At 74.3% G+C, this 13,269-nt stretch carries 11 protein-coding genes; 7 read left to right on the forward strand and 4 right to left on the reverse strand.

Going from position 1 to position 13,269, the window contains the following annotated elements; genetic code table 11:
* Positions 1–1,257: a S8/S53 family peptidase gene (locus BXA11_RS17275; RefSeq protein ID WP_076435687.1), complete on the reverse strand. Its 1,257-nt coding sequence runs from the start codon at positions 1,255–1,257 to the stop codon at positions 1–3.
* Between the two features lie 268 nt (positions 1,258–1,525).
* Here BXA11_RS17275 and BXA11_RS17280 point away from each other — a divergent pair, with 268 nt between their 5' ends.
* Both BXA11_RS17280 and BXA11_RS17285 read left to right on the forward strand, forming a co-directional pair.
* Positions 1,526–4,450 (forward strand): CHAT domain-containing protein, encoded by a 2,925-nt coding sequence (locus tag BXA11_RS17280; protein ID WP_076435689.1) that lies wholly within the window; start codon positions 1,526–1,528, stop codon positions 4,448–4,450.
* Between the two features lie 57 nt (positions 4,451–4,507).
* The gene (locus tag BXA11_RS17285) at positions 4,508–5,359 is read left to right on the forward strand and encodes a siderophore-interacting protein (RefSeq protein ID WP_076435691.1); all 852 of its coding nucleotides are present in this window, start codon (positions 4,508–4,510) and stop codon (positions 5,357–5,359) included.
* 113 nt (positions 5,360–5,472) lie between these two features.
* Here the strand turns inward: BXA11_RS17285 and BXA11_RS17290 are convergent, their stop codons facing one another.
* Positions 5,473–6,477 (reverse strand): helix-turn-helix domain-containing protein, encoded by a 1,005-nt coding sequence (locus tag BXA11_RS17290; protein ID WP_076435693.1) that lies wholly within the window; start codon positions 6,475–6,477, stop codon positions 5,473–5,475.
* Between the two features lie 18 nt (positions 6,478–6,495).
* Entirely contained in the window at positions 6,496–7,485 is a 990-nt protein-coding gene (locus BXA11_RS17295; RefSeq protein ID WP_076435695.1) for an alpha/beta hydrolase, read from the reverse strand.
* A 225-nt stretch (positions 7,486–7,710) separates the two neighbouring features.
* Here BXA11_RS17295 and BXA11_RS42185 point away from each other — a divergent pair, with 225 nt between their 5' ends.
* Positions 7,711–8,094 carry a hypothetical protein gene (locus BXA11_RS42185; RefSeq protein ID WP_143734359.1) on the forward strand — a complete coding sequence of 128 codons (384 nt, stop codon included), beginning with the start codon at positions 7,711–7,713 and terminating at the stop codon, positions 8,092–8,094.
* A 162-nt stretch (positions 8,095–8,256) separates the two neighbouring features.
* Here the strand turns inward: BXA11_RS42185 and BXA11_RS17305 are convergent, their stop codons facing one another.
* Entirely contained in the window at positions 8,257–8,508 is a 252-nt protein-coding gene (locus BXA11_RS17305) for a LuxR C-terminal-related transcriptional regulator (protein WP_076435699.1), read from the reverse strand.
* 299 nt (positions 8,509–8,807) lie between these two features.
* Between BXA11_RS17305 and BXA11_RS17310 the strand changes: the two genes are divergently transcribed.
* The 4 genes from BXA11_RS17310 (at position 8,808) to BXA11_RS17325 (ending at position 13,259) form a co-directional block, all read left to right on the forward strand.
* Complete coding sequence (locus BXA11_RS17310; RefSeq protein WP_051761407.1) at positions 8,808–9,734, forward strand: ABC transporter ATP-binding protein; 927 nt, start codon at positions 8,808–8,810, stop codon at positions 9,732–9,734.
* Positions 9,735–9,736: 2 nt separating this feature from the next.
* Positions 9,737–10,549, forward strand: a complete 813-nt coding sequence (locus BXA11_RS17315; RefSeq protein WP_076435701.1) for an ABC transporter permease — start codon at positions 9,737–9,739, stop codon at positions 10,547–10,549.
* 104 nt (positions 10,550–10,653) lie between these two features.
* Positions 10,654–11,817, forward strand: a complete 1,164-nt coding sequence (locus tag BXA11_RS17320) for a YcaO-like family protein (protein WP_076435703.1) — start codon at positions 10,654–10,656, stop codon at positions 11,815–11,817.
* Between the two features lie 86 nt (positions 11,818–11,903).
* Complete coding sequence (locus BXA11_RS17325; protein WP_076435705.1) at positions 11,904–13,259, forward strand: TfuA-like protein; 1,356 nt, start codon at positions 11,904–11,906, stop codon at positions 13,257–13,259.
* Positions 13,260–13,269: the final 10 nt, after the last annotated feature.

Below are 13,269 nucleotides of genomic sequence, written 5' to 3' on the forward strand. Positions count from 1 at the left end.
TCAGCCCTCAAGCGGATACGGCCGGACCTCGCCGGCCTCGGCGAGAAGCTTGTCCAGCGCCTGCCGGGGCGTCACCGAGCCCGGGACCGTGCGGGCGGCGACCGCGCCGCTGACGAGCGCGGCCGAGAAGGAGGTGCCGCTCCACCGGGCATGGCCCTCGAACGTCTGGAGACGGCCGTCGATGTCGACCTCTCCCGTCAGGTACGAGCCCACGATCCCCTCCCCGGGCGCCAGGCAGGCCACCCACGGGAGGCCAGGGCTCCAGCCGGGCATGACCGGGCGGCCGTCCACCGTGCCGTACGCGCCGACCGCGACGACGGGCGGGACGGCGGCGGGCCAGCAGGCCGAGCGCCGGCTGCGTCCGGAGCTGAGGTGGGGGAGCGCTCCGTGGTTGCCCGCGGCGGCCACTACCAGCATCCGCGGGGCGAGCCGCTCGATCGCGCGGGCGATGACCAGCGGCGGCCCCCCGGACAGCGTGAAGCAGCCGAGGGAGAGGTTGAGGATGTCCGGCTGGAAGGCGGCCGCCAGCCGCAGCATGGCCCGGGCCGTGTCCCAGGAGTCGGCCCGTCCCGTGCCGGGGTCGAGGACCCCCTCGACGGACAGGTCCGCGGCCGGCGCCTCCCGCTGGATGAGGCTGCGCACGAACGCGGAGTGCCCCGAGCGGTAAGGAAGCGGGTGCTCGGCCGTACCCGGCCGTGTGGACCCGAGCGGGGTGTCGACGACGCCGACCCGAACGCCGCGTCCGGCGTCCTCGTGCCCGGCGAGCGACGGCGGCACGTCGGCGGGGCCGGCGGGCTCCGGCTGCCCGCCGTCCATCGGCTTGTGCCCCAGCACGTCGAACGCGCCCGCGGACATGGGCTTGTGCCCGAGGGCGGGGAACCCGCCGCCCACCAGGTGCATGGGCTTGTGGCCGCTCGCCAGGACCGCGCCGTCCGGCAGGGACATGGGTTTGTGGCCGTCCCCGATGACCGCGTCCACGACCCGGTTCTTGCCGATCGTCGGCATCCAGCCGCCGCGGTCGGCGGCCGCTCTTTCCCGCAGCAGGGCGAGGAGCTCGCCGACCTCGACGGGATCGTCGTCGGCGTCCTTGAGGTCGCGCAGGCGGGCCAGTCCGAGTAGTTCGTCCCGGTCGTCGGGGGTGAGGGCGGCGTGCACGACGCCGAAGTCGTCCAGCATGCGTTCGACGACCTCCAGGTGCAGGAGGTCGACGATGAGTTGGTCCGGTTGGTGCGATGTGGTGCCCGCGTCGACTGGCATCTGGATAGTGTCCTTCCCGGGGTCATGACTTTTCCGGAACGCGAACTTCCTCAGACGGAACCACGAGGGCCTGGCCGTGATACATCCAACGCAGGAAACGCCGCCGGGCGCAAGGGCTCGTGGGAACGCTCCAGGTCGCGCCCCCGCCGTTCCCGGCGACGGCGACGGCGAGGGTCGGCCGGACGGATCAGTGGTCAGGGCCGGGACGCCGACCGGGGTCCAGACGCCGGCAGGGGCCCGGACGCCGGCAGGGACGGCGGGCGCGCGCGTGGACGGGTCGCCGGAGCCGGCGGATGCGCCGCTGGCCGAGGCCGAGGCGGCGCTGGCCGCAGTCGACCGCGACCCCGTCTCGGGCCTCCCGGCGGCCGAGAGGGCCGCCCGGCGCGCGGCCCGCGCGGGCCACGCCGTGGCGGCGTCCACGGCCGAACGCGCCTGGGGGCACGCGCTCCTGCACGTGGGCGAGCTCGACAACGCCGTCAGGCACCTCAGCCGCGCCGCCGCCTGGGGTGTGCGGGCCGGCCGCGCCGACCTGGCCGCCGAGGCGCGATACAAGCTCGCCTTCGCGATCCTCCAACGGGGCAGGCCGCAGGCCGCGCTGCGCGAGATCGACGCCGCCCTGCCGGATCTGACCGGCATGGCCGCCGCCCGCGCCCGCGCGCAGCGGGCCATCGTGCTGCACGTGATCGGCCGCCTCGACGAGTCGCTCGCCGAGTTCGAGGTGGCGCTGCAGGTGCTGCGCCGGCACGCCGACCTGCTCGGCGTGCAGCGGATGCTGATCAACCGGGCCCTCGTCCACTCCGACCGGCACGCCTTCGCCGCGGCCGAACGCGACCTGCTGGAGGCGGAGACGCTGGCGCGCGAGCTCGGCCGCCCGCTGACGATCGGCCTGATCGCCAACAACCTGGGTCTCATGGAGACACTGCGGGGCGACGTACCGGCCGCGCTGCGCCACCTCGACCGGGCCGAGCGCATCATCGGCGCGCACGGCGCCCAGCTCGGCACGCTCCACCAGGACCGGGCCGAGCTGCTGCTGTCGGTGGGGCTCACGGCCGAGGCGAAGGCGGCCGCCGCCCGCGCGGTGGACGCCTACCGCCGCGAACGCCGCTCACTCAAGGTGCCCGAGGTGCAGGTGCTGCTCGCGCAGGCCGAAATCCTGTCCGGCGATCCGGTCGCCGCGCTGGGCCACGCGCGTGCGGCGCTGCGCCGCTTCCGCGCCCAGGGGCGGCGGGAATGGACGGAACTGGCCCGGCTGTCCGTTCTGTCCGCCCAGCGCGCCGCCGGCCACCGGCCGCGCCTCCCGGGTGAGGTCATCGACGTCATGGTCGCGACCCTGGACGCGGCGGGATGGCCCGCGGCGGCGCTGGACGCCGCGATCGTGGCCGCTCAGGTGACCGCCGAGCGCCGCGTCCGCCGGGATGAAGCAGAGCCTGACCTCACCGGAGACGCCGGTGACGCGCGGGCGGGAGTGGAGCCGGCCGCCGGGCGGCGCTCCCGGACGGCGGACGTGGCCGCCGGCTACCTGAACCGGGCCGCGGCGGCGTCCCGGTCCCGGGGACCGGCGCTCGTCCGGGCCCGCGGCTGGTACGCGCGGGCGCTGCAACGGCGGGCCGAGGGGGACGCGCGCGGCGTGCTCGCCGCCGTACGGACGGGTCTGCGGGTCCTGGACGAGCACGCCTCGGCGATGGGGGCCACCGACCTGCGGGTCCATGCGGCGGCGCACCGGGCCGACCTGGTGGCGCTGGGGCTGGAGGTGGCCTTCGAGGCCGGCCGCCCCGACGGCCTCCTCGAGTGGTCGGAGCGCGCCAGGGCCAGCCGTCTGCTGGCCGCGCCGGTCCGTCCGCCCGACGACGCGGTGCTGACCGCGCTGCTGGCCCGGCTGCGCTCCGTCACGAGGGACCTGGCGGGTCAGGCGGCGGCGCCCGCCCCGTTGCGGGCCCGGCAGGCGGACCTGGAACGGCGCATCCGCGACCACAGCCGCCGGATCGCCGGCACTCCCGGCGACGCGCCGGCCGCGCCGGTCACGCCCCGGGACCTCGCCGCCTCGCTCGGTCCGTGGGCGCTGGTCGAGTACGTCCGCCGGGGCGCGGACCTGCACGCGCTCACCGTGGTGGACGGCCGCGTGGCCGTCCGGCGTCTCGGGGCGACGGCCGAGGCGGCCGACCTGATCGAGCGGCTGACGTTCGCCGTGCGGCGCGACGCGCGCCCGGACGCCCGGCCCGAAGCGCTGGCCGCGTCCGCCGCGCTGCGGGACGCCGCGGCCGCCCGGCTCGACGCCCTGTTGCTCGGGCCGCTGGCGGAGATCGGTGACCGGCCGCTCGTCGTGGTGCCCACCGGACCGCTGCACAGCATGCCGTGGTCCCTCCTGCCGTCCTGCGCGGGACGGCCTGTGACCGTCGCGCCGTCCGCGACGCTGTGGCACCTCGCCCGGACCCGCCCCGCGCCGGCGGAGGGAACGGACGGTGACCGCAGTGGCGGCGCGGGCCCGGGGCGCGATGGTGGCGTGGGCCTGGGGCGCGATGGTGTCGCGGCCGGGGGACGGGTGGTCGCGGTGGCGGGCCCGCGGCTGCCGGCCGCGGGGCCCGAGGCGGCGGCGGTCGGCGCGATCCACGACGGCGCCGTGCTCGCCGGAGCCGCGGCGTCGGTGGAGGCGGTCTCCGCCGCCCTGTCGCAGGCCGGGCTCGCGCATCTCGCCGCACACGGCCACCTGTCGGCGGAGAATCCGTTGTTCTCCGGCATCGCCCTCGCCGACGGGCCGCTGATGGCCTACGACGTGGAACGGCTGCCGCGGGTGCCGCACACGCTGGTGCTCGCGGCCTGCGACAGCGGCCGTTCCGTGGTGCGCACCGGTGACGAGCTGATGGGCCTCGCCGTGGCGTTCCTCGCCCGCGGCACGTCCCAGCTCGTCGCCTCGGTGCTGCCGATCCCCGACGCGGCCACGACCCCCGTCATGGTGGCCTTCCACGAACGGCTGGCCGCCGGGCGCCCGCCCGCCGCCGCCCTCGCCGAGGCCCAGCGGGCCGTACGGGGCGACGACCCGCGGACGGCCGCGGCGGCGGCCGGCTTCGTGTGCATCGGCGCCGGCGCCGTCCCGGTCCGCAGCCGCGATCCCGAGCGTGATCCGAGCCGTGATGCGAGCCGTGATCCGGTCCGCGATCGGGCCGCTGCCGCCGTTGATCGGGGCCCGGCACGGTGACGATGTCCCCGGGACGAGGTTAGGGTTACCTAAGAAGTCTGATGAAGGGAACCACCTATGGCGACGACCGAACCGGCGCGGCGCGCACCCCGCGCGACCACCGGCGTGGTGGAGCGCACCGAGCGGCTGACCCCGCACATGATCCGGGTGGTGCTCGGCGGTGAGGGGCTCGCCGGTTTCGAGGCGGGTGAGTTCACCGACCACTACGTGAAGCTGCTGTTCCCGCTGCCGGGAGTGGCCTATCCGGAGCCGTTCGACATGGCGGTGATCCGTGCCGAGCTGCCGCGCGACCAATGGCCGAAGACCCGGACGTACACGGTCCGGGCCTGGGACCCGGAGGCGCGGGAGCTGACGGTCGACTTCGTCTACCACGGGGACGAGGGACTGGCCGGCCCCTGGGCGCTGCGGGCACGGCCGGGCGACGTGATCCACTTCCTGGGCCCCGGCGGGGCGTACGCGCCGAGGGCGGAGGCGGACTGGCACCTGCTGGCCGGGGACGAGAGCGCGCTCCCGGCGATCGGCGCCGCGCTGAAGCGGCTCCCCGCAGGGGCGTCCGCCCGGGTGTTCGTCGAGGTGGAGGGCCCGGAGGAGGAGCAGAAGCTGCAGACGGAGGGCGACGCGGAGATCGTGTGGCTGCACCGCCGCGGCGCGCAGGTGGGCGAGGCGCTGGTGCGGGCGGTGCGGGAGCTGGAGTTCCCCGAGGGCGTCGTGCACGCCTTCGTCCACGGCGAGGCGAACTTCGTCAAGGAACTGCGCCGGTATCTGCGGGTGGAGCGCGGGCTGCCGCTGGAGTGGTTGTCGATCTCCGGCTACTGGCGGCGGGGCCGTGACGAGGACGGCTGGCGGTCCTCCAAGCCGGAGTGGAACCGCAGCATCGAGGAAGAGGAGTCCGCCGCCCTCGGCGGCTGACGACGGCCACGCGTCCCGGCCGTCGCGCAACCGCCCGTCGTCGTGCAGGTGCCCAAAGGCGACGGAGGGCACCAGGCGTCAGCGGGAGACCGATGCCCGGAAGATCGGCTCTCTCATGGGGAGCCGGCGTCGCGGTGGAGGCGGCGCAGCGCGAAGGCGAGCTGAAGGCGCAGCCGCCCCCGGGGGTCGCGCACCGTCCACCCGAGGAGCGGCTCGGCGTGCGCGAGCCGGTCCTGCAGCGTCGAGTGATGCACGGTCAACTGTGCCGCGGCGGCGCGCAGGCTCGGTGCGTAGGCGGCCGCGTACAGGGTCGCGAGCATCCAGGGCGCCTCGGACCCGGCGCGTTCGAGCGCGCGGACGTCGGGGTGGGGCGCGGTGCCGGGCGGGACGGCCGCCGCGAGAACCGCCAGCCCGCCCAGTTCGTCGGAGTGCACCACCCGCGGCCCCGGATCCTGCGGGGTCCCCTCGGCGGCCAGCCGCAGCGCCGTCCGGGCGAGCGCCCACGAGCGCGGCAGGTCGGGCACGGTCACCGCCGGGCCGATGCCGGCCCGGACCCCTTCGGGAGGTGGGTGATGGGCGGGCCCGACGCGGGGCACGCCGCCCTCCAGGGCGACGGCCCGTACGGGGATGTCACCGGGCAGGCCCAGCGCGCGAGCGGCGAGCGATCGCACGGCCGAGGGAGCGGCGGCGTCCAGCAGCACCTCGACAAGGGCGGGGTCGTCCCCGTCGCGGCGGGCCGGGGCGCGGCCCCGGGTCCGGTCCAGCACACCCCGCGCCGCCGCCGCGGCCCGCTCCAGCACCATCGCCCCGACCGGCCCCGGCGGCGATGGGCGCTCCAGCCAGAGGGCGGCCGCCCCGCCGGGCACGGTGATGCGGGGCCAGACCGGATCCGGCGGCGGACCGGCGTCCGTACGGCCGCCGTCGGGGAGGACGCGCACGTGGACGCCGCGCTCGGAGTCGGTCAGGCAGGCCGGGCAGCCCGCCAGGACGGCGGCGCCGCGGACGATCGCCTCCAGCCCCGCCCGTGTCTCCACCAGGCGGTCGAAGTAGGCGATGACCTGCACCGCCGCACCGGCGTCCGGGTCGAGCGCCGACAGCCGTCCGACGAGGTCGCGCATCCCGTGCTCCCGGCCGGGTCAGCTGCCGAGAACGCGGCGCAGCCAGCGCAGGCGGGCGGCTCGGGCGTCCTGCGAGACGGCCGCCTGCGGGGCCATGAGGTCGAAGCCGTGGAACCCGCCCGGCCACACGTGCAGTTCGGCGCTGCCCCCCGACCGCCAGATGGCGCCGGCGTACGCGACGTCCTCGTCGCGGAAGGTCTCGGCCGAGCCGACGTCGATGAAGGCGGGCGGCAGCCCGGACAGGTCGGTGGCGCGGGCCGGGGCCGCGTAGGGGGAGACGCCGGGGCCGCCGCGGGCGGCGCCGAGCAGAGCGGTCCAGCCCGTCTCGTTCGCGGTGCGGTCCCAGACGCCGAGCCCGGCCATCTGGTGGGACGACGGGGTGTCGTTGCGGTCGTCGAGCATGGGGCACATGAGCATCTGGCCCGCCAGCGCGGGGCCGCCGCGGTCGCGGGCCATGAGCGCCAGCGCCGCGGCCAGCCCGCCTCCGGCGCTCGCTCCGGCGATGATGATCCGCTCCGGATCGATGCCCAGCTCACCGGCGTGGGCGGCGGTCCACACCAGACCCGCGTAGCAGTCCTCGACCGGCGCCGGGTGGGGGTGCTCCGGCGCCAGCCGGTACTCCACCGACACGACGACGAACTGGAGCTCCTGAGCCCAGTCGAGCACGACGTCGACGCCCACGCGGTTGTCGCCGATGATCATCCCGCCGCCGTGCGTGTGGTAGACGGCGGCGAGCGGGGCGGTGGCGGCGGCCGGACGGCAGATGAGCAGCGAGACGTCGGGCGCGCCGGCCGGGCCGGGCACCGCCCGCTCCTCCACCTCGAAGGCGCCGCCACGGCTGAGCGCCTCGTCGGGCAGGCTGGGGCCGTTCGCCATTCCCGCCCGCAGGAGCGGGATCATGTCCGGGGTCAGCGACGACGGCAGGGTCTCGCCCAGCACGGCGAGGGCCGCGGCCAGCTCCGGGTCGAAGGGCGGTGGGGTGGCGGCCGAGGGGAGGGTGTTGCTCAATGGAGGCTCCCGTATCGTAGGAGGTTGCCTGCGACCAACTGGTCCGTGCTCACCATCGTTGGAAACACGGCGGCGACGATCCAGCGCCACGCGGCGGAGACTACCCGCCGGACGGCGGGTGCCGCGAAACGGCCGAGCGGCGCGAGCGGGTTTTAGATCCCCATTACGCGCTCGCGGTTATGGTGACGCCCGACGACGTCTCGGGGAGCGGTCTCGGGAGTGCCCATGTCACAGCGAAAGGTGAAGCGCGTGCGCGCCGCCATGCGGCGCGAGGAGGCCCGGCGGCGCGAGGAGCGCAGGCGGCTGAAGCGCAGGATCACGTATGCCGCCGCCGCGGTCGTGGCGGTGGTGGCGGTCGCGACGGGAGTGCTGGTCTTCATCTCCGCCGGAGCGCCGGACACGGCGACGCCTGTCGCGAACGCCTCGCCGCATCCGACATCCTCTGCCACGGAAACAGCAGCGGGAACAGCCACGGGATCGGGCAAGGGACCGGCCAAGGGATCGGCCGCTGAAAAGGCCACGGGGCCGGAGGCGAAATCGGCCAAGCCGCCGGCAGCCGTGTCGCCGTCCGCCGGCGCCTCACCCAAGGCGACGGCGTCCGGCTCCTGACGCGGCCCGGCCCGGCACGGTGACCGGGCGGCCCGGCAGGGAGTCGCCGGGGCCGGGCCCGGATGCGCGTGCCCGGCTCCTCCTGTCCGTACGCGGACGGGCGGCGCGGCAGGGATGCACGCGCCCGGCCTCTCCTGTCCGTACGCGGACGGGCGGCCCGGCCTACCCGACGACGCCGGAGACGCTGGGTGGCCAGATGCCGACGTTCAGGAGCCGGTGCGCGTAGAAGTAGGCCACGAGCTGACTGCGGTTGCTGCAGGCGAACTGGACGAGCAGCTTGCTGATGCGCTCCGCCACCGTGTAGCGGCTGAGGTGCATCTCGCGGGCGATCCTCGTCGTCGTGTAGCCCCTCGCCAGCATGACGATCAGCCACCTGTCGCGATCATTAATCAGGCCGTCGGAAGCAAGGTCCATGTGCAGTCCCGGGTCGGATCGCCGTTCGACTGGGAAGCCTGGTGGGGCTCCCTTTGCGGCGACCCTAGAAAGGGGCGCTTAACGATCGGTATGGCCCGACCATGGCCGCGGTTATGGCCCTTCCGGCCGCGCCGGTAGCCCACGTTTGTGGGGTTGTGTTACCTGCTCGTCCCCGGCTCATACTCGACCTGCGACGCGTTCCGGTCAGGCCGGGGACGAGCGGAGAGCCGCTCACATCGCTCAGGAGCACTCCGACAGCGGGAGGGCGAAGTGAAGGGCAGGCTGAGTTGAGAGATGTCGTGACGGCCGTGGGGGTCACCAAACGCTATCGGGGCAGCGAGAGACCGGCCGTGGACGACGTCTCCTTCGGGATCGCCGAGGGGGAGACCGTCGGACTCCTGGGCCCCAACGGCGCCGGCAAGACGACACTGATCAAGATGATCTGCGGGGTCACCACCCCGACCTCCGGTGAGATCCGGGTCTTCGACGCCGATCCGGTGCGCCAGCCCGTCCTCGCGAAGAGCGGCATCGGGGCGATGCACCAGACCGGTCCTTTCGACATGATGCTGCCGGCGCTCGACAACCTGCGGATCGCCGCCCGGTTCCGCGGGCTGCGGTGGCGCGACGTGCGGCCGTGGGCGTTGGAGGTGTCGGACTTCCTCGGCCTCGCCGGTGCGATGCAGCGCCTGGTCTTCCAGATGTCGGGCGGTCAGCGGCAGCGGCTGCAACTGGTGCGTGCGCTGCTCACCATTCCGCAGCTGCTCATCCTCGACGAGCCTTCCGCCGGCCTGGACGTCGCGGGGCGGCGGCAGGTCGAGCGCTTCGTGACCTGGCTGCGCGAGGAGCACGGCGTGACCGTGCTGTGGACCAGCCACCACATCGACGAGCTGGAGCGCAACAGCCAGCGCGTCCTGGTCGTCGACCGCGGGAAGGTGCTGCGCTTCGCCAAGCCGCGCGAGCTCGTGGAGGAGTTCGGCACCACGCACCTGCTGGTGACCGTCGAGGATCCCGCCTCTGGGGTCCTCGTGGCCGCGTGGGCGGAGTCCGCCGGGTTGCGGGCCAAGGCCGAGGACGACGAGGTGCGCATCGACGACGCGAACGCGCGCGACGTGCTGCCGGAACTGTCCCGATACTGCCAGGACCACGCGATCGCGATCACCGGGGTGTCGACCGCCGTGGACTCGCTTGAGGAGGTCTTCCTCCGGATGACCGGGAACGAGGGGTGACGATGGCCGCCGGGCTGCACTTCCACACCGCGCCCCCCGCCAGGACCGCGAGGGCGGCGGACCTGTCCGCGGTGCTCTACCGGGAGTACGCGCTGCTCGCCCGCAACCGGGTCTACCTCATCCTCGGCCTGACGCCGATGCTGGTGTACCTGCTGCTGGTGAACACCTCGCTGAGCAACCTCGTCAGGGTCGTCGACTACAAGGGCGTCAGCGTGGGGTTCGCGGTCTTCCTGCTCCCCATGACGCTGGCGATGTCGGTCGTCAGCGCGGCCGGCACGTCCGCCATGGCGGTGTTCCAGGAGGAGATGAGCGGGGTGGCCACCCAGTTGTGGTCGTACCCCATGCGCAGGTCGCGTTTCCTGCTCGGCAAGATGATCGCCGGAGTGTCGCTCGTGCTGGGGCAGACCCTGCTCGGCCTCGTCGTCGCCGCGATCATGTTCGATCTTCCGTTCGGCCCGGAGAACTGGCTCGCGCTGCTGACGGCGCTCACGCTGTCGGCCCTGGCGCTCAACGGGCTCTACCTGGCGGCCGCGATCACGATCACGGACTACCAGGCGTTCATGGTGCTGTCGAACGTGTCGATGCCCGTTCTCGTCTTCAGCGCCCCCTCGATGTACACCACCGAGAGCATGCCCACCGTGCTGCAGTGGGTCTCCGTGGTCAACCCGCTGACGTACGCGATCAACGGCATGCGGGACGGCGCCGTCTTCGGTTTCGGCGAGGCATGGGCCGACCTGCTCGTGCTGGCCGTCATGGCGGTCGTCGGCTACGCCGTGGGCGGCCGGGCCCTGCTCAACCGCGCCGGCAACATCTGATCGCACCAGCACCAGCACCCGCACCAGCACCCGCACTCGCCGGCCCGGCCGGCCCGACCCGGCACCTCACCTCGGCACCTCACCTCGACCAGGGCAAGGGGACGATGCGGACAGACACCTCCTCCCACTCGTGGATCCTCTCCCTTTCCGACGAGTCGAAGGTCCGGTTGCCGGGGACGGACCGGGCCCGGGACCCGGCCGCGTCGCTGGAGATGGCCGGCCGTGCCGCGCGCAGGGCGGGGGTCACCAGGGTCGCGGACATCACGATGCTCGACACCCTCGGCATCCCTACCTTCCAGGCGATAAGGCCCACGGCCCGGACCCTCGCCGTCTCCCAGGGAAAGGGCGTCACACCCGACCTGGCGAAGCTGTCCGCGATGATGGAGGCCATCGAGTTGTGGCACGCGGAGCAGCCGATGCGTCCGGTCGCGACGGCCTCCCCCCGCGACGTGGCCCGAGAGCTGGGCTACGACGTCCGCGCCCTCCCGCTGTGCACGCCGACCCTGCTGCACGACGGCCTGCCGGTGGAGTGGGTCGCCGCCAGGTCGCTGGTCGACGGGTCGCGGATCCTCGTGCCGAGGGACGTGGTGGAGTTCACCCTCGTCCGCAGGACGGGCTGGAACGCGCCGGTGTTCTTCTCGTCGACCAACGGCCTGGCCAGCGGGAACACCCAGGCGGAGGCCGTACTGCACGCCTTGTACGAGGTGATCGAGCGGGACGCGGTGACGGCCTTCGTCACCGGCGGCGACCGGGGCGTCCGGATCGACCCGCGCTCGCTCGGGTCGCCGGTGGTCGACGACCTGTGCGTGACGATGGAACGGGCAGGCGTCCGCCTGGAAGCGAGGTCCCTGACCTCGCCGACCGGGCTGCCGTGCTTCGTCGCCCGGATCACCTGTGACGACTACCCTCCGCCGTTCCTGGGCTTCGGCTGCCACCTGAGCTCGGAGATCGCGCTCAGCCGCGCCCTCACCGAGGCCGCGCAGGCCAGGCTGGGCTACGTCTCGGGCGCGCGTGACGACCTGCGGCCCGACATCCAGGACGACCTGGGCGCCAAGCGCCGGCCGGAGCCGGCCGAGGAGGCAGGAGCGCCGATATCGCCCGTCCACGCGCACGAGAGCCTGGTCGACGACCTGGAGGACGTGGTGAAACGGGCCACGGTCGCCTTCTCCCACGCGCCCCTCGTCGTGGACCTGACGAGGGAGGACGTCGGCGTCCCGGTCGTCAGGGTGCTGGCGCCGGGGAGCCGCGTCTGCGCGGAGGTCTTCTGATGAGCGAGGTCTTCTGATGAGCCGGGGTCTTCTGATGAGCGGGGTGTCGTGATGAGGCGGGGTCTTCCGATGAGCGGGGTGTCCTGATGAGCGCGCCGGACGTGGTCGTCTACGCCGGCCCGACGATCTCCCGCGACGAGGTCCTGGGCGTCGTGCCGCACGCGCGGGTGCGGCCGCCCGTGGCCCGCGGCGACCTCCTCGCCGAGGCCTGGAGCCCCGACGACACCGCCGTCATCATCGACGGCTACTACCGCGAACGGCTGTCGGTGGGCCACAAGGAGATCCTCTGGCTGCTCGACGAGGGCGTGCACGTCATCGGGGCGGCCAGCATGGGCGCCTTGCGCGCGGCGGAGCTGAGCCCGTACGGCATGAGCGGCGCCGGCACCGTGTTCGACATGTACGCGACCGGGGAGGTCGACGGGGACGACGAGGTCGCCGTGGTGCACGGACCGGCCGACCGGGGATACCCGGCCGGGACGGTGGCGCTGGTCAACATCCGGTACGGCTGCCGCGAGGGGGCGCGCACGGGGCTGGTCCCGGCGGCGGCCGGGGAGCGGATCGTGCGGGCCGCGAAGGCGCTGCCCTTCATGCGGCGGACCTGGCGAGAGCTGGAGGCGGCGGTGGACTCCGGCGACCGCGACCATCTCGCGACGCTGGAACGGCTGATCGGCACGGGAGAGTGGGACGTCAAGCGGCGGGACGCGATGGCGGCGCTGCGTGCGGTCGGCGAGCGCCTCGCCGGGAGGCCCGGCGAAATGTTCGGAGAGGGGCCGGGCGAGGGGTCAACGGCCTGGGCGGCCGGCACGGCGCTGACGGGGATCACCCACTACGAGGCGCTGCGATGGCGGTCGAGGCGCGAGTACGCGCCCGGCAGGTGGATGACCGACCTGGACGTCGTGAACGCGGGGCGGCTGTTCGGCGACGACTACCCCCGCCTGCACGAGGAGGCGCTGACCGGTCTGCTGTCGGACTTCGCCACAGCTCAGGGCCTCGACCTGGAGGCGTACGCCCGCGCCCGGCTCGGGGTCGCCGAGCCCGCGGCCCTGCCGCCCGTCCTCGCGTCGTGGCTCACGGAAACGGAGCTCGCCGCCCTCCCCGTCGCCGAGCAGCTCCGGCTGGTCATGGTGCGGGTCTGGCCGGTCTGGCAGTCCGAAGACTGGAGGCCGGTCGTCCTTGAACGGGTCAGGGAGTCGGGGCACTGGCACGAGTGGTCCGAGATCGTCGAGCGCGCCGACGAGGCCGCGGAGCGGACCCGGGGCAGGCTCGCCGTCCCACCGCCGGAGATCTGCGCGAAGATCTTCCTGCGCCACTGGCACCGCAAGGGAACCTCGGCCGAGGTGGAGCTGGCCCGGCGGGGCTTCACCGGCATGCCGGACCTGGGACACACCGTCAGGAGGTTCTTCGCCCTCGACGTCCAACGCGCGCGTGCCCCCGAACGGTGAGCCGGCGAGT

The sequence above is a fragment of the Microbispora rosea genome, from assembly GCF_900156315.1.
GTDB classification, from domain to species: Bacteria; Actinomycetota; Actinomycetes; order Streptosporangiales; family Streptosporangiaceae; genus Microbispora; species Microbispora rosea.